This window comes from Alkalihalobacillus sp. FSL W8-0930, from assembly GCA_037965595.1.
In the GTDB taxonomy this organism is placed as follows: Bacteria; Bacillota; Bacilli; order Bacillales; family Bacillaceae_D; genus Alkalicoccobacillus.
Genome location: CP150183.1, coordinates 2,248,638 through 2,264,250, shown reverse-complemented (window position 1 = coordinate 2,264,250; position 15,613 = coordinate 2,248,638). Strand labels below are relative to the sequence as shown.

Below are 15,613 nucleotides of genomic sequence, written 5' to 3'. Positions count from 1 at the left end.
AATAACCACACTTTTCTCGCCACGAACTGACAGACATTAAATGTTTGAAAAGATATACTGAGAGACATTCAGAAGGAGTTTGAAGCCCATGACGTTGTATTTGGATGTAATTTGGGTACTAAACTATCTGATTGACTATTTACTACTTCTATTAACTGCACTTGTCCTGAAACGACGCCATTCAAAGATCAGGTTCACACTCGGTGCATTTGTTGCGTCCTTCATTGTGTTTCTGATGTTTACGCCAATTGGAGAGTGGTTTTACCACCCAGTGACAAAACTCGTGTATTCTGCACTCATTGTATTTGTCGCATTTGGATATAAACGTTTTACGTATTATATCCAAGGCCTGCTTATGTTTTATTTTGTCACTTTTATGACGGGTGGTGCATTGTTTGCTCTTCATTTTTTCTGGCAATCAGAGCTACCAATCACTTCAGAAGGACTGCTTCCCCATGCGTCTGTTGGAAGTCCAATAAGCTGGATGCTGGTTGTGTTTGGTTTCCCGCTTGTCTGGTATTTTTCTAAACATCGATTTGAAACCATTGAAACCAAATCATTCAATTTACATCAATTAGCTGAGGTTGAGGTTGTTTTAGGTGAACACATCTTTCATCTAAAGGGGTTAATCGATAGTGGGAATCAGTTAAGTGATCCGATTACAAGGGCACCAGTTATGATCATGGAGGCAAAACAGCTAGAAGAGGTTTTTGGACAAGATGTAGTAAAAGCCATTATACAACTAGATACAAATGAGTCGTCAGGTACAAACAAGCATTGGTTATTCGATCGATTACGGATTGTTCCTTTCCGTGCAGTGGGTCAGGCGAACCCTTATCTACCAGCCATCAAACCAGACCAAGTCACCGTTATTCACCAAAATCAGGTATTCAAAACGTCTCAGGTCTTAATAGGTGTGCAAGCAATCGACCTTTCTCCAGAAGGTGCGTATCAAGCCATTCTTCATCCGAAGCAAGTGTTAGGTGCTCCGAATGAACAATTAGCCTAGTGCTCGATTTTAAAAAGTCTAAGGAGGTCACTATGATAAAACTCAAGCTTACGCTAGTTTGGTATCGTGTGTTGCAACGGTTGGGTATGAAGGCTGATGAAATTTATTACATAGGGGGAAGTGAGGCGTTACCCCCGCCACTCTCAAAAGAAGAGGAAGCAGACTTGCTAATGAAGCTTCCGAGTGGAGACGAGGCTGTAAGAGCCGTCTTAATTGAGCGTAATCTGCGTTTAGTTGTTTATATTGCTCGAAAGTTTGAGAATACTGGAATTAACATTGAGGATCTGATTAGTATAGGAACGATTGGTCTCATTAAAGCAGTGAATACATTTAATCCAGAAAAGAAAATAAAGCTAGCCACTTATGCTTCTCGTTGTATTGAAAATGAAATCCTCATGTACTTACGACGAAACAATAAAACACGCTCAGAGGTTTCGTTTGATGAACCATTAAACATTGATTGGGATGGCAATGAGTTATTACTTTCGGATGTGCTAGGTACTGAAGAAGACATTATTACAAAAGGCATCGAAGAAAAGGTTGATCGAAAGCTATTAAAAAAAGCACTTCATACGCTAAATGCGCGAGAGAAACAAATCATGGAGCTTCGCTTTGGTCTTGCTGGGTTTGAAGAAAAGACGCAAAAGGAAGTTGCAGATATGCTTGGAATTTCTCAGTCATACATCTCAAGACTTGAAAAACGCATCATTAAGAGATTGCAAAAAGAATTTAACAAAATGGTCTAATTTGGCTTAGAAAAAAATTCAAATAAATTTAAACTAGGGCGAGTAAGAGTCAGACGATCTAACAACTGCAGCCCTCGTGAGTAAGTGCATATTTTTACCTTCCAAGGAGATACTTTACCTAGACATCATCTCCCAAAAGCAATGGAGGGTAAGAATTTGACACGACATAAAGTTGAAATATGCGGTGTAGATACTTCTACACTACCGGTACTTAAGAATAACGAAATGAGAGAGTTGTTTAGACAGCTTCAAGATGGCTATTTGCCGGCTCGCGAGGAACTAGTAAACGGAAATCTAAGACTTGTATTAAGTGTCATTCAGCGCTTTAACAATCGTGGTGAGTTCGTTGATGACCTATTTCAAGTAGGCTGTATCGGACTAATGAAATCGATCGATAATTTCGATCTTGGTCAAAATGTAAAATTCTCAACTTATGCGGTTCCAATGATTATAGGCGAGATTCGTCGTTATCTTAGAGATAACAATCCGATTCGTGTATCTCGTTCCTTACGTGACATCGCTTATAAAGCCTTACAGGTCCGTGATCATTTGATGGCGGAAAAAAAGCGAGAGCACGAGCCAACCGTACAGGAAATTGCAAAGGTACTTGATGTTCCGAAAGAAGATGTAGTGTTCGCACTAGATGCCATCCAAGATCCGGTTTCATTATTTGAACCGATTTACAATGATGGAGGAGATCCAATCTTTGTGATGGATCAAATCAGTGATGAGCGAAATAAAGATGTAAAATGGGTAGAAGATATCGCCTTAAAAGAAGCAATGATTCGATTAAACGATCGCGAAAAATTAATTTTAAATATGCGGTTCTTCCAAGGGAAAACGCAAATGGAAGTGGCGGATGAAATAGGCATTTCCCAAGCGCAAGTGTCCAGATTAGAAAAAGCAGCCATTAATCAAATGAACAAATATGTACAAAGTTAAACGTGTGGATCCAAGAGATAATTAATTTTCTCTCTTGGGTCCTTTTTTTCATGAACGCCCTGTGTCATTCATATACTTGAATGAAGGAGTGATTCATTATGATGAAAATTTCGGACTTGCAGGCAAAGGATATTGTGAATCTTGAAACAGGGAAACGGCTTGGCCATTTAACTGATCTTGACTTAAATCTAGAAACTGGACAAATAGAAGCCATGATTATAAGTAGTTCTGGTAAGATGATGGGCTTTTTTGGAAAAGATGAAGAGGTTATCATTCCTTGGACTAATATTATTAAAATCGGTTCTGATGTGATCTTAGTGAAAACACCAAAACCATTTGCTCCTGACCTTCCTTCGTCATCATTCGCCCCAAAGCCGTTTATACGAACCGATAAGAGGGAATAAAGTCGTTTATTGACCAGGTCACATGTGGTACACTAGACGCATAAAGCTACTCATGTGAAGGATGAAGGGATGAATTCACATTGGAAACAGAAACTACGTTTAAGCAAAGGTCACAGTCGTTCCTCGAGGCGATCTGTTTGACGCAGCGGTACACAGGACTGACGGCTGGATTTACAACACGAGATGGCGGTTTTAGTCATGCGCCGTATTCTTCATTTAATTTAGGACTTCATGTAAAGGATTCTGATGAAGATGTGATAGCCAATCGACAAAAGCTCGCTGATGAATTAGCTTACCCGCTTACGTCTTGGGTGGTAGGTGATCAAGTTCATGATTCTGTTATTAAGAAAGTAACGAAAGAGAATAAAGGCTCGGGTACTCAATCCTTACAAACAGCCATTGATGCTACAGATGGTCTCTATACAACGGAGACTGATCTTTTATTAACAAGTTTGTATGCAGATTGTGTCCCACTTTACTTTATTGCACCGAACCATCATACGATTGGCCTTGCACATGCAGGCTGGAAGGGAACGGTTGGACAAATCGGCCCGGCGATGATTAATCGGTGGAAAAACGATGAAGGAATAGATGCACGTGACATTCATGTCTTGATTGGGCCAGCTATAAGTGGCGAAGCGTATGAAGTGAACGATGTTGTCATTGATGCTGTGAATCAATGTTTAGATCAACATGATGAACAGCCATATATCACACAAGCAAATGGCAGGTTTCTGCTTGATTTAAAAAAGCTTAATAAACAATTGCTCTTTCGTTCCGGTGTTCCAGAGGAGCAAATCTATGTTTCTTCTATATGTACAGCGAGTGATGATCGAATGTTTTCACACCGAGCAGACAACGGCCAAACAGGTCGAATGATGAGTGTGATTGGACAGCGTAAATAGAGGTGAGAGCATGAACATTAAAGAAAACCTAGGTACGATCGGACAGCATATAAAAGAAGCCTGCTCTCGCACGAATCGTCAGGCAGATCACGTCCATGTGATTGCGGTCACAAAATATGTAAGTGACGAGACAACAAGAAAAGCGATCGAAGCAGGGGTGGAACATATCGGTGAAAACCGAGCGGAAGCCGGATTAGCGAAGAAGGAAGCGATTAAAGAACAAGCAACTTGGCACTTTATTGGGTCGCTACAATCTCGTAAAGTAAAGCAAGTGATTCATGAATTTGATTATTTTCATTCCCTTGATCGGGTGTCTCTAGCTAAGGAATTTCAAAAGCAATCAGTAGATGGAGAAACAATTCAATGTTTTGTACAAGTAAACGTATCAGGGGAGGAATCGAAGGCAGGTGTTCAGCCTGATGAGCTTCTCTCCTTTATAAGACAATTGGAAGCATTTCCAGCAGTTTGTATTGTTGGACTCATGACGATGGCTCCTTTTACAGAACGTCCAGAGGAGACAAGACCTGTATTTAGTGGGTTACGAAAACTGAGAGATGAAGTAAAAGCACTTCAATTGCCTTATGCGCCTTGTACGGAGTTATCGATGGGCATGTCAAACGATTATGTTGTAGCGATTGAAGAAGGAGCAACCTTCGTTCGTATTGGTACGGCTCTAGTTGGAAATGAAGCAACTTCAAATAAGTAAGGAGGGGTTAGCTTGAGCTTTAAATCAAAGTTTAGAGACTATTTCAGTTTGGACGAGCATGTGGAGGAATACGAACAGGTTGTTGAGGACAATACTGGTGAAGATAGAGAGCAGACTCGTCAAAACCAGCAGACGCCATTTCAACAATCTCGTCAAACGCAGCAACAGAAAGCTCCTCAGGCTGTTGAGAAGCAGCAAAATGTTGTTAGTTTACAAAGTGCTCAAAAGAGTTCAAAAATGGTACTAATGGAGCCACGAACAGATGATGAGGCACAACAAATTGCCGACCATCTAAAAAATCGTAAAGCTGTCATTATTAATATGCAACGTTTACCTGAGGGACAGGCAAGGCATATGGTACACTTTTTAAGTGGAACAGTATATGCTATTGGTGGCGATATTCATAAGCTTGGACCGAATATCTTTTTATGTACACCAGATAATGTAGAGATTTCAGGGAATATCTCTGAAATGCAATTACGAGAGTTTGATCGATAGACAGAATGGAGGATACATCACAGAATGCTCATATTAATTGACTTTGTTGAAAAAGCGATAACCCTTTATATACTATTAATTTTTGCTTGGGTTTTAATGTCTTGGTTCCCAAATGCCAGAGAGTCTAGCATTGGACAAATCATTGGTCGCCTTGTTGAACCGTACATTGATATTTTCAGGCAGTTTGTACCACAAATTGGAATGATTGATTTATCACCGCTTGTCGCCTTACTTGTTATTCGTTTCGCTGGGAACGGATTAATTTATTTGCTGACTAGCTTGCTTCTATGAGTCTTTACGATCATTTTAGACCGGAGGAACGACCTTTTATTGACCAGGTTCTAACATGGAAGGAAAACGCTGAAATTCGTCATCAGGACAAAATGACTGATTTTCTTGATCCACGCCAGCAGGACATCGTGCGCTCCTTAATCGGGGGGCAGGACGATGTTCAGGTTAGAATTTGGGGAGGTGCTGAAGGCTTAGAACGAGCCAGAGCGTACATTCATCCAGTTTACTTACATATGGAACAAGCTGATTGGCCAGTCACTCTACTTACTACCACATACCCAGCAAAGTTTATTCAGTTAACTCATCGAGATCTGCTTGGAGCACTTATGAATTCCGGCCTGAAGCGTGAAAAGTTTGGAGATATGACTGTAGAAGATGGTCAGATCCAACTGATTGTCGCCCGTGAGTCTGCTGATTTCATTCGCATGAATGTCACCCAAATTGGCAGAGCATCCGTTGAATTTCAAGAAGAGCCTATCTCCACTTTTCATGTGCCAGAGGATAAGTGGATTGAATCCAGCGGAACAGTTAGTTCACTTCGTCTTGATGCCATGCTCTCACAAATCTACCGAATTGCGAGATCAAAAGCATCGGAGGCGATTGATAAGGGACTCGTGAAAGTGAACTGGAAAAAAACAGAGCAAACCTCCTTCCTGTTAGCGCAGGGGGATCATTTATCTGTGCGTGGTTTAGGTCGCAGTAAGCTTGTTGAAATCGAAGGTACGACAAAAAAAGAAAAAATTCGAGTTCGTTGGGCGAAAAAAGGCTGACAGGCCCAACATACATAAGGTAGAATGTAAGAGGTATCGTATACTTGGAACAGGTAGGCATGGATCTGCCAAACAAAACGCAAATTGACGGAGGTGGCAATGATATGCCTTTAACCCCATTAGACATTCATAACAAAGAATTTACTCGTGCCTTTCGTGGCTACGATGAAGATGAAGTCAATGAGTTTCTTGATCAGGTCATTAAGGATTACGAGGCTGTTCTAAGAGAAAAGAAAGATCTTTTTGAACAGGTGGCAAATTTAGAAGAGAAGCTTGATCACTTCAATAATATTGAAGAGACACTAAACAAATCGATTCTTGTTGCTCAAGAGGCAGCAGAAGAACTTCGACGTAATGCTCAGAAGGAATCACAATTAATTGTGAAGGAAGCTGAGAAGAATGCCAACCGTATTGTAAACGATGCGTTAACAAAGTCTCGTAAAGTGATGATGGAGATGGAAGAGCTTAAGAAACAAGCCTCTGTCTACAAAATGCGATTTAAAATGTTAATTGAAGCTCAGCTTGAAATGCTACAAACCGATGATTGGGATTCATTTGATGAAGAGCAATCAGCGGACGAGCATGTGTTTGAGGAAAAAGCCTAATATAAGCAAGGAAGCTTGCGTTTGAACAGTGCTTCGCTTATAATAATGCATACTAAAACTATATGATGTTAAAACAAAGAATGGAACCGTTACATGAAGCCATTCAACACAAGCGAATCGGGGACGGTGGGAGCCCGAGTTGAAATTCATGTATGTATCACCCGTTCGTTTTGTACCGAACCCGATAGGTAGTAGGCTACAACGTGTTATTCGCGTTACGAATACTAAAGTAGAGGCGAATGTCTCTAAATTAGGGTGGTACCGCGGGAAAACCTCTCGTCCCTTACTGGGATGAGAGGTTTTTTCTGTTTTTTAGAAGAAGAAGGAGGATATGAATGGATTACAAAGACACATTACTCATGCCAAAAACGGAATTTCCGATGCGAGGTAACCTGCCAAATCGCGAACCAAAGCAACAGCAAATTTGGGATGATATGAACATTTATGAGAAGGTTCAAAAAAGAGGGGAAGGCAAACCACTTTTTGTTTTACACGATGGACCTCCATACGCAAATGGTGACATTCATATTGGGCACGCGTTAAATAAAATCATCAAGGACTTTATCGTTCGATATAAATCAATGACAGGATTTCAAGCACCGTACGTTCCTGGTTGGGACACACACGGTTTGCCAATCGAAACAGCTCTTACAAAAAATAAAAAGATTAAACGTAAGGAAATGACGACTGCTGAATTCCGTGCTCTTTGTGAGAAATATGCAAGAGAACAAGTAGACACGCAGCGTGAGCAGTTTATGCGTCTAGGCGTACGTGGTGACTGGTGGAACCCGTATATTACGCTTGATCGTGAATACGAAGCAGAGCAAATTAAAGTGTTCGGCGAAATGGCGAAAAAAGGCTTGATCTATAAAGGGAAAAAGCCTGTGTACTGGTCTCCGACATCTGAGTCTGCGCTTGCCGAAGCTGAAATTGAATATCATGATAAGCGTTCTGCGTCTATTTACGTTGCGTTTTCTGTAAAGGATGGTAAAGATGTTTTAGCTGGGGATGAAAAGTTTGTTATTTGGACAACGACTCCTTGGACGCTTCCGGCTAACCTTGGAATTAGCGTACACCCAGATCTTGAATACAGTGTTGTTCAAACAGGAGAAGACAAATTTATCGTTGCAAGTGGATTGCTTGATACGCTTGTTGAAGAACTTGGCTGGGAAAATCATTCTGTTGTGAAAACAATCAAAGGTTCAGAGCTTGAATACGTAATTGCGCAGCACCCATTCTATGATCGTGAATCATTAGTAATGTGCGGAGAGCATGTAACCGTTGATGCGGGAACTGGATGTGTTCATACAGCACCAGGACACGGGGAAGATGACTTTATCGTTTCACGTAAATACGGTTTAGACGTTTTATGCCCAGTGGATGATAAAGGAGTTATGACAGACGAAGCACCTGGGTTTGAAGGGTTGTTCTATGATGCAGCCAACAAACCAATCACTGAGAAGCTTGAAAGTGTTGGAGCTCTTCTAAAACTAACTTTCTTTACGCATTCGTATCCACATGATTGGAGAACAAAGAAACCAGTTATTTTCCGTGCGACAGCACAATGGTTTGCTTCAATTGACCAGATCCGTGATGATTTACTTCAAGCAATCAAAGATACAACGTGGACGCCTGCGTGGGGGGAGAATCGTCTTCACAATATGGTGCGTGATCGAGGAGATTGGTGTATCTCTAGACAACGTGTATGGGGTGTTCCAATTCCAGTGCTTTATGCAGAGAACGGTGAAGTGATCTTAACGGATGAAACGATTGCTCACATCTCTAAACTATTTTCAGAGCATGGTTCAAACATCTGGTTTGAATGGGATGCCAAAGATCTACTTCCTGAAGGATTTACATCTGAGCATAGTCCGAATGGTGAGTTTACTAAAGAAACAGATATCATGGATGTTTGGTTTGATTCAGGTTCTTCTCATCAAGCTGTATTACATGCAAGAAGTGAGCTTGATCGTCCAGCAGACTTGTACATGGAAGGTTCTGACCAATATCGTGGTTGGTTTAACTCTTCTTTATCTACAGCTGTTGCTGTTACAGGTAAAGCACCTTACAAAGGTGTGTTAAGCCATGGATTCACAATGGACGGCGAAGGGCGTAAGATGAGTAAGTCAATCGGAAACGTCATTGCACCAATCAAAGTAATGAATCAGCTTGGAGCAGATATCCTACGTCTTTGGGTATCATCTGTTGATTATCAAGCAGATCACCGTGTATCCGATAAAATTTTAAAACAAGTATCTGAAGTGTATCGTAAAATCCGTAACACGTTCCGTTTCCTACTTGGAAACCTACATGACTTTGACCCAGCTTCAAATCGTGTGGCATACAACGAGATGAGTGAAGTTCACCGCTTTATGGTGGTGAAGCTAAACACATTAATTGATGATGTGAAAAATGCGTATGAAAATTACCAATTCTCAACTGTTTATAACCTCATCCACAATTTCTGTACAGTGGAATTAAGTTCGTTCTACATGGACATCTCAAAAGATACCTTGTACATCGAGCATGCAGATCATCCAGAACGTCGCGCATTCCAAACCGTTATGTATGATGTACTTGTAGCACTTGTGAAGCTATCTGCACCAATCTTGGCGCATACAGCAGACGAAGTGTGGGAGCATATCCCTGGTGTAACGGAGGAAAGTGTTCAGTTAACGGATATGCCTGATTCAGAAAGCTTTGCAGAAAGTGAAGCTTTAGTTGAAAAATGGACAACATTTATGGCTTTACGCGATGATGTTCTAAAAGCGTTAGAGGAAGCACGTAACGCAAAAGTAATCGGAAAATCATTGCAATCCGCCCTCACGCTTTATGCAAATGATGCAACACGCGAATGTCTTGAATCTGCGGGAAACCTAGAGAAGTTATTCATCGTCTCCAAGGTAACCATCGCTGGTGACTTAGCCGCTGCACCTGAAGAAGTAGCAAGATTCGAGAACTTAGCGGTTCTTGTTGAAAAAGCAGAAGGAGAAGTGTGTGCCCGCTCTTGGGTTGTTTCACCAGATGTAGGGAAAGATCCTGAATACCCAGATCTAACTCCTTACAACGCTGAAATTGTTCGTAAATATTATGCAAAATAAGAATTTGAGGTCCCCTGTCTATAAAAGATGGGGGCTTTTTTTGATTGGAGTGAAGGAAATTGAATCAACAAAGAGAGGATGGAATCAACAAAGAGGAGCTGAAATCAACATAAAAAGGATAGAATCTCCATAGAGGAGTGAAATCCATATTTACTCTATATATTTTTCCCGTTTGCCTGTCATGAAACACTCGCCTTCTGGTCATTCTAAGAAGACGAATGATATAGGAGGGATATGCATGAAGGACTATTCGGCAATTAAAGCACAGCTTATCAGTCAACAGCAACATCTAAAGCAACGTCTTGACGGGCGCACTAATGGTGAAAAGATGGAGGCACTCTCAGACAATACGGGAGAGCTCTCGCAATACGATAACCACCCAGCAGATGCAGGAACTGATTTGTATGAAAGAGAAAAGGATATGGCGCTACATGCTCATCTAAGGGAAGAGTATGAAGAGGTCTTACATGCGATTGAGAAAGTTGAAAAAGGAACCTACGGAATTTGTGAAGTAACTGGAAAAGAAATTCCTTATGAAAGACTTGAGGCGAATCCATTAGCTAGAGTTGCGGATACAAAACTAAATCCAATGAAGCCTGACTACCGGCCTGTAGAAGAAGAAGTGTTAGGTGGGTTTGATCAGTATAACTACGATGACTCTGATCGGGAAACGGAATTTGATAGTGAAGACTCGTATCAATCAGTCGAACGATTTAATGAACGTGATATGACATATGAGGATACGGTGTCAGAAGAGGAAGATGAAAATCGTGGGACGGTTGAACAATATGAACAATTTGCAAGCACTGATATTTACGGGTATCAAGGTGATGAGAGCGTCAATGTTCAGCATAATCAATCGTACGAGGAGTATTCAGATCAATTAGATGAGCAAGAATAAGGAATTGTGGCGATGGGGCGTGTCATCGCCATTTTTTTATGCTACAATCTTAACGTAGTAAGATTGTGAAGTGTTATGAGTGGGGGAACACAAGTGCCATATATTCTTGCATTAATTATGATTGCCATCGATCAATTAACAAAGTGGTTAGTCGTTGTAAACATGGAGCGTGGAGAGTCCATTGAATTAATTCCAGGTGTTGCTTACATTACATCTCACCGTAATATGGGAGCTGCTTTTGGAATTTTACAAGGTCAAATGTGGTTTTTCTACATTATCACAGTGATTGTAGTCATTGGACTTATTTATTACATTCAAAAGGAAGCAAAGGGTCAACCGTCCCTAGGTATTCCACTTGGCTTGATCCTCGGTGGAGCCATCGGTAACTTTATTGATCGCGTTTTTAGAGGCGAAGTAGTAGATTTCGCAGACACGTATATTTTTGGATATGATTTTGCCATTTTTAATGTGGCAGATTCGGCATTATGTATTGGGGTAGCTCTTCTATTGCTGAAATTTATCCGTGATGAAATGAAAGCAAAAAAGGAGAAGCAAGCATGAATCAATTTGAATTTACAGTAAATGAAGAACAAGCACAAACGAGAGTCGATAAATTATTAACAGACTTAATGGACGATGTTTCAAGAAGCCAAATCCAAATTTGGATTAAAGATGGACATGTTACATTAAATAACGAGCCAGTCAAAAGCAATTACAAGGTGGAAGTGGCTGATCAATTAACTGTGACAGTTCCTGAGGCGGTTGAGCTAGAAGCAGTGGCTGAAGATATTCCTTTGGATGTTGTGTACGAGGACGAGGATGTCATTGTTATTAACAAACCTCGTGGGATGGTAGTACATCCAGCACCAGGACACCCAAATGGCACACTTGTTAATGCCTTACTTCATCATTGTTCCGATCTTCCAGGAATTAATGGCGTCATTCGTCCTGGCATTGTTCATCGAATTGATAAGGATACGTCTGGTTTATTAATGGTCGCTAAAAATGACATGGCTCACGAGTCATTAGTGGATCAATTAAAAGCAAAAACAACTAAACGTTTGTATCAAACCATCGTCCACGGGATTATTCCACATGAGCATGGAACAGTGGATGCGCCAATTGGCCGTGACAAAAGAGACCGTCAAAGCATGGCAGTGACTGATAGTAACGGTCGTGAAGCAGTCACTCATTTTACAGTGATCGAAACCTTTGAAAAGTACTCATATATCACGTGTCAGCTTGAAACAGGACGTACGCATCAAATTCGTGTTCATATGAAGTATATTGGACACCCTGTTGCAGGTGATCCAAAGTACGGCCCTAAGAAAACGCTGGATATTAAAGGACAGGCGCTACATGCATCTGTGCTTGGGTTCACTCATCCTCGTACAGGTGAAGAAATGGTGTTTGAAGCACCAATGCCAGAGGATATGAGCGTTTTACTTAAGAAATTACAAGTTAGTCGTTGACATGCATCGACAAGTTTGCGATACTATATGTAATCAAATGATCCTTTAAGATCAGTCCTGTGAGACTGGGAAGGAAAACGGAACGCACAAGATCAGTTCGAAGGGTGAACTATGTCCTCTGTGCAAAACGAGACCTCTCCCAGTATCCGGAAGAGGTCTTTTTTTATCATCATAAAGGAGATGAGTGTATGCCACGTATCATTCTTGATGAAGCAGCCATTAATCGCGCCATTACTCGTATTGCGCATGAGATTATTGAGCGCAATAAAGGTGTAGAGCAATGCGTACTCGTGGGAATTAAAACACGCGGTGTACATCTTGCTGCTCGTCTGGCTCGGAAGATCGAACAAATTGAAGGTGACGATATTCCGGTTGGCGAAGTAGATATCACCTTGTACCGTGATGATTTAAGTCATGAACATCAAGACGAGGAACCGATCCTTCAAGGAACAGACATTCCAGTTGATATTTCTGGGTTAAAAGTGATTTTAGTCGATGATGTATTATTCACCGGACGCACAGTAAGAGCGGCATTAGATGCATTAATTGACTTAGGACGACCAGAACAAATTCAACTTGCTGTCTTAGTAGATCGAGGCCATAGAGAGCTTCCGATTCGACCAGATTTTGTAGGAAAAAATGTACCAACTTCTAAAACGGAAATCATCTCTGCAAGAGTCACTGAAGCAGATGGATCCGATGAAGTGGTCATCGATCAACGATCAGAAACAAGTATACATTAAACCTCTTTAAAAACAGTCCAGAGAGGCTGGCAAGAGGGTTAAGGAATAGCGTGGCCACCATTGGCCCCCGTCTATTTCTTACGCCCCCTTGCCTGGCGCATGGGGGTTTTTTGTTAGAGAAATAGGAGTAGGAGAGATTTCATTGATTCAAGGAAAAGAAGTAGGCATTCGCGAAATACCGAGAGCCGATAAGTGGTTATTATTCAGTTTACAGCATTTATTCGCCATGTTTGGCGCAACCGTATTGGTTCCGTTTTTAGTTGATTTAAGTCCGGCAACAGCATTACTAACAAGTGGACTTGGAACACTTGCGTACCTACTCGTTACAAAAGGTCAAATACCAGCATACCTAGGCTCATCTTTTGCCTTCATCATCCCGATTCAATCAGCAACGCTGATCGGGGGCATGGAGGGAGCGATGGTTGGAGCCTTCCTTGCTGGACTTGTGTACGGAGTGGTAGCACTCATCATTAAATCAATCGGTGTAAACTGGCTCATGAAGATCTTACCTCCAATTGTTGTTGGACCGGTCATCATGGTTATCGGTTTAAGCTTAGCAGGAAGCGCGGTTAATCAAGCAATGTATAACACAGCTTCTGAATATAGTATGAACTACTTAATGACAGCACTAGTCACACTAGGTATTACAATCATTGCAACAATGTTCTTTAAAGGATTTTTCGGACTTGTGCCGATTTTGTTCGGACTGGTAGGTGGTTATAGCTTCGCTTACTTCCTAGGACTAGTTGATACTACAGGGATTAAAGAAGCTGCTTGGTTCTCAGTCCCTGAGATGATCGTACCGTTTGTTACCTATACGCCAAGCTTTTCATGGAGTATCGCCTTTATCATGGTTCCAGTAGCTGTTGTTACATTATCAGAACACATCGGTCAACAAATGGTGATTAGTAAGGTAGCAGGTCGTAATTTTATTAAAAAGCCAGGCTTACACCGTTCGATCCTTGGAGACGGAGTAGCAACTGTGATTGCTGCTGGTCTTGGAGGACCACCAAACACGACGTACGGTGAAAACATTGGTGTTATGACGATTACTCGAGTGTTTAGTGTCTTTGTGATCGGAGGTGCAGCAGTGCTCGCGATTATCTTCTCCTTTATCGGTAAGGTCTCTGCTGTAATCTCATCTATCCCGTCCCCAGTAATGGGGGGAGTATCCATTCTCCTGTTCGGAATTATCGCATCATCTGGTCTGCGCATGTTAATTGATAACCAAATTAACATCGGGGAAAAGCGTAATCTGATAATCTCTTCTGTCATTTTGGTACTCGGAATTGGCGGTGCGTTCATTCAAGTAAATGAATCGGTTCAAATTCCGGGAATGGCAGTTGCAGCAATCGTGGGGATTTTCCTTCACTTGGTTCTTCCAAATAAGGAGATTAGCTACGGACAATCAGACATGTTTGGTGATACGAAAGAAGAGTCTTCACAAACTAAATAAACGACAAGCGTATCTTTAAGAAAAGTACAGAGAGACTTTCAAGGTATGGACAAACAAGCAGGCCACACGTCTGTTTGACCCTGCCTGGAAAGTGTCACTTTCCAGGCATTTTTGTTTTAATCGGATGATTAGAGGAGGAGTTAAGATGGTTATGAGCATTCATATCAACGAACGAAAAAATCTTGTTTCTGTCTCAGATTTAACAACAGCTGAGGTTCAAGTTCTGCTGAATGAGGCACAAGCATTTGCAGACGGGAAAACGTGGACGCCTGACTCACCAAAGTTCGTTGCTAATCTGTTTTTTGAACCAAGTACAAGAACTCGTTTCAGTTTCGAGGTTGCGCAAAAGAAATTAGGTCTGGAGCTCTTGCAATTCGACGGAGAAACGTCAAGTGTCAAAAAAGGCGAATCGTTGTATGACACCATTAAAACGCTTGAATCCATCGGCGCGGATGTGGTTGTGATCAGACATCCAGAGGACGAATATTATGCGAATCTTCTTCCAAAACTCTCGATTCCGATTATTAATGCAGGTGATGGATGTGGACAGCACCCAACTCAATCCTTACTCGATCTTTTAACTATCCAACAGGAATTTGGAGATTTTGACAATCTAGATGTAGTCATTTGCGGAGACCTCAGACATAGCAGGGTCGCGCGTTCTAATGCAGAAATGCTTTCAAAGCTAGGAGCGAACGTTTGGATTAGTGGACCACGCTCATGGATGAATGGCTTTGAAGATCACTACGGATATCTTTCCATGGATGAGGCTGCGAGACGAGCCGACGTCATGATGATGCTAAGAATTCAGCATGAGAGACATGATGGGCATGAAAGCTTCTCAAAATCTGAATATCATAAGCAATATGGTTTAACGGTTCAACGTGAACAACAGATGAAAAAAGATAGTATTATTCTCCACCCAGCTCCGGTAAATAGAGGAGTTGAAATTGCCGATGAGCTTGTAGAATGCGAGCGGTCACGAATTTTTAAACAAATGAAAAATGGTGTGTTTGTACGAATGGCTGTATTAAAACGAGCACTTAAACAAATCTAAGGGGGCG

General features: G+C 41.4%; 17 protein-coding genes. All 17 read left to right on the top strand.

Going from position 1 to position 15,613, the window contains the following annotated elements:
- Window positions 1-88: 88 nt before the first annotated feature.
- On the top strand, window positions 89-1,009 hold the full coding sequence (gene spoIIGA / locus NSQ54_12040) for a sigma-E processing peptidase SpoIIGA (GenBank protein ID WYP25056.1): 921 nt from the start codon (window positions 89-91) through the stop codon (window positions 1,007-1,009).
- Between the two features lie 32 nt (window positions 1,010-1,041).
- Window positions 1,042-1,755: an RNA polymerase sporulation sigma factor SigE gene (sigE, locus tag NSQ54_12035; GenBank protein ID WYP25055.1), complete on the top strand. Its 714-nt coding sequence runs from the start codon at window positions 1,042-1,044 to the stop codon at window positions 1,753-1,755.
- Window positions 1,756-1,911: 156 nt separating this feature from the next.
- Window positions 1,912-2,697: an RNA polymerase sporulation sigma factor SigG gene (gene sigG, locus NSQ54_12030; GenBank protein ID WYP25054.1), complete on the top strand. Its 786-nt coding sequence runs from the start codon at window positions 1,912-1,914 to the stop codon at window positions 2,695-2,697.
- A 98-nt stretch (window positions 2,698-2,795) separates the two neighbouring features.
- Window positions 2,796-3,101 carry a YlmC/YmxH family sporulation protein gene (locus NSQ54_12025; protein ID WYP25053.1) on the top strand — a complete coding sequence of 102 codons (306 nt, stop codon included), beginning with the start codon at window positions 2,796-2,798 and terminating at the stop codon, window positions 3,099-3,101.
- Between the two features lie 80 nt (window positions 3,102-3,181).
- Entirely contained in the window at window positions 3,182-4,006 is an 825-nt protein-coding gene (gene pgeF / locus NSQ54_12020; GenBank protein ID WYP25052.1) for a peptidoglycan editing factor PgeF, read from the top strand.
- 10 nt (window positions 4,007-4,016) lie between these two features.
- On the top strand, window positions 4,017-4,712 hold the full coding sequence (locus tag NSQ54_12015; GenBank protein ID WYP25051.1) for a YggS family pyridoxal phosphate-dependent enzyme: 696 nt from the start codon (window positions 4,017-4,019) through the stop codon (window positions 4,710-4,712).
- A gap of 12 nt (window positions 4,713-4,724) precedes the next feature.
- A complete protein-coding gene (locus NSQ54_12010; GenBank protein WYP25050.1) occupies window positions 4,725-5,210 on the top strand; it encodes a cell division protein SepF in 486 nt (161 codons plus the stop codon).
- A 24-nt stretch (window positions 5,211-5,234) separates the two neighbouring features.
- Window positions 5,235-5,501 (top strand): YggT family protein, encoded by a 267-nt coding sequence (locus NSQ54_12005; GenBank protein WYP25049.1) that lies wholly within the window; start codon window positions 5,235-5,237, stop codon window positions 5,499-5,501.
- Window positions 5,498-6,271, top strand: coding sequence for an RNA-binding protein (locus NSQ54_12000; protein WYP25048.1), 774 nt, complete (start codon window positions 5,498-5,500; stop codon window positions 6,269-6,271). Before NSQ54_12005 ends, NSQ54_12000 begins: the two co-directional genes overlap by 4 nt.
- A gap of 104 nt (window positions 6,272-6,375) precedes the next feature.
- On the top strand, window positions 6,376-6,876 hold the full coding sequence (locus NSQ54_11995) for a DivIVA domain-containing protein (protein ID WYP28554.1): 501 nt from the start codon (window positions 6,376-6,378) through the stop codon (window positions 6,874-6,876).
- A gap of 335 nt (window positions 6,877-7,211) precedes the next feature.
- Entirely contained in the window at window positions 7,212-9,977 is a 2,766-nt protein-coding gene (gene ileS, locus NSQ54_11990; protein ID WYP25047.1) for an isoleucine--tRNA ligase, read from the top strand.
- 238 nt (window positions 9,978-10,215) lie between these two features.
- Complete coding sequence (locus NSQ54_11985; protein ID WYP25046.1) at window positions 10,216-10,878, top strand: TraR/DksA C4-type zinc finger protein; 663 nt, start codon at window positions 10,216-10,218, stop codon at window positions 10,876-10,878.
- 117 nt (window positions 10,879-10,995) lie between these two features.
- The gene (gene lspA, locus NSQ54_11980; protein WYP28553.1) at window positions 10,996-11,439 is read left to right on the top strand and encodes a signal peptidase II; all 444 of its coding nucleotides are present in this window, start codon (window positions 10,996-10,998) and stop codon (window positions 11,437-11,439) included.
- Window positions 11,436-12,350, top strand: coding sequence for an RluA family pseudouridine synthase (locus tag NSQ54_11975; GenBank protein WYP25045.1), 915 nt, complete (start codon window positions 11,436-11,438; stop codon window positions 12,348-12,350). The genes lspA and NSQ54_11975 overlap by 4 nt, the downstream gene beginning before the upstream one ends.
- A gap of 188 nt (window positions 12,351-12,538) precedes the next feature.
- On the top strand, window positions 12,539-13,093 hold the full coding sequence (gene pyrR, locus NSQ54_11970) for a bifunctional pyr operon transcriptional regulator/uracil phosphoribosyltransferase PyrR (GenBank protein ID WYP25044.1): 555 nt from the start codon (window positions 12,539-12,541) through the stop codon (window positions 13,091-13,093).
- Between the two features lie 142 nt (window positions 13,094-13,235).
- The gene (locus NSQ54_11965; GenBank protein WYP25043.1) at window positions 13,236-14,549 is read left to right on the top strand and encodes a solute carrier family 23 protein; all 1,314 of its coding nucleotides are present in this window, start codon (window positions 13,236-13,238) and stop codon (window positions 14,547-14,549) included.
- Window positions 14,550-14,694: 145 nt separating this feature from the next.
- Window positions 14,695-15,606, top strand: a complete 912-nt coding sequence (locus tag NSQ54_11960; protein WYP25042.1) for an aspartate carbamoyltransferase catalytic subunit — start codon at window positions 14,695-14,697, stop codon at window positions 15,604-15,606.
- Window positions 15,607-15,613 lie beyond the last annotated feature (7 nt).

Excerpts from the sequence above, each read along its gene's own strand:
- spoIIGA (WYP25056.1), top strand. The coding sequence starts at position 89 with ATGACGTTGTATTTGGATGTAATTTGGGTACTAAACTATCTGATTGAC.
- sigE (WYP25055.1), top strand. The coding sequence starts at position 1,042 with ATGATAAAACTCAAGCTTACGCTAGTTTGGTATCGTGTGTTGCAACGG.
- NSQ54_12025 (WYP25053.1), top strand. The coding sequence starts at position 2,796 with ATGATGAAAATTTCGGACTTGCAGGCAAAGGATATTGTGAATCTTGAA.
- NSQ54_12015 (WYP25051.1), top strand. The coding sequence starts at position 4,017 with ATGAACATTAAAGAAAACCTAGGTACGATCGGACAGCATATAAAAGAA.
- NSQ54_12005 (WYP25049.1), top strand. The coding sequence starts at position 5,235 with ATGCTCATATTAATTGACTTTGTTGAAAAAGCGATAACCCTTTATATA.
- NSQ54_12000 (WYP25048.1), top strand. The coding sequence starts at position 5,498 with ATGAGTCTTTACGATCATTTTAGACCGGAGGAACGACCTTTTATTGAC.
- NSQ54_11995 (WYP28554.1), top strand. The coding sequence starts at position 6,376 with ATGCCTTTAACCCCATTAGACATTCATAACAAAGAATTTACTCGTGCC.
- ileS (WYP25047.1), top strand. The coding sequence starts at position 7,212 with ATGGATTACAAAGACACATTACTCATGCCAAAAACGGAATTTCCGATG.
- NSQ54_11985 (WYP25046.1), top strand. The coding sequence starts at position 10,216 with ATGAAGGACTATTCGGCAATTAAAGCACAGCTTATCAGTCAACAGCAA.
- lspA (WYP28553.1), top strand. The coding sequence starts at position 10,996 with ATGATTGCCATCGATCAATTAACAAAGTGGTTAGTCGTTGTAAACATG.
- NSQ54_11975 (WYP25045.1), top strand. The coding sequence starts at position 11,436 with ATGAATCAATTTGAATTTACAGTAAATGAAGAACAAGCACAAACGAGA.
- pyrR (WYP25044.1), top strand. The coding sequence starts at position 12,539 with ATGCCACGTATCATTCTTGATGAAGCAGCCATTAATCGCGCCATTACT.
- NSQ54_11960 (WYP25042.1), top strand. The coding sequence starts at position 14,695 with ATGGTTATGAGCATTCATATCAACGAACGAAAAAATCTTGTTTCTGTC.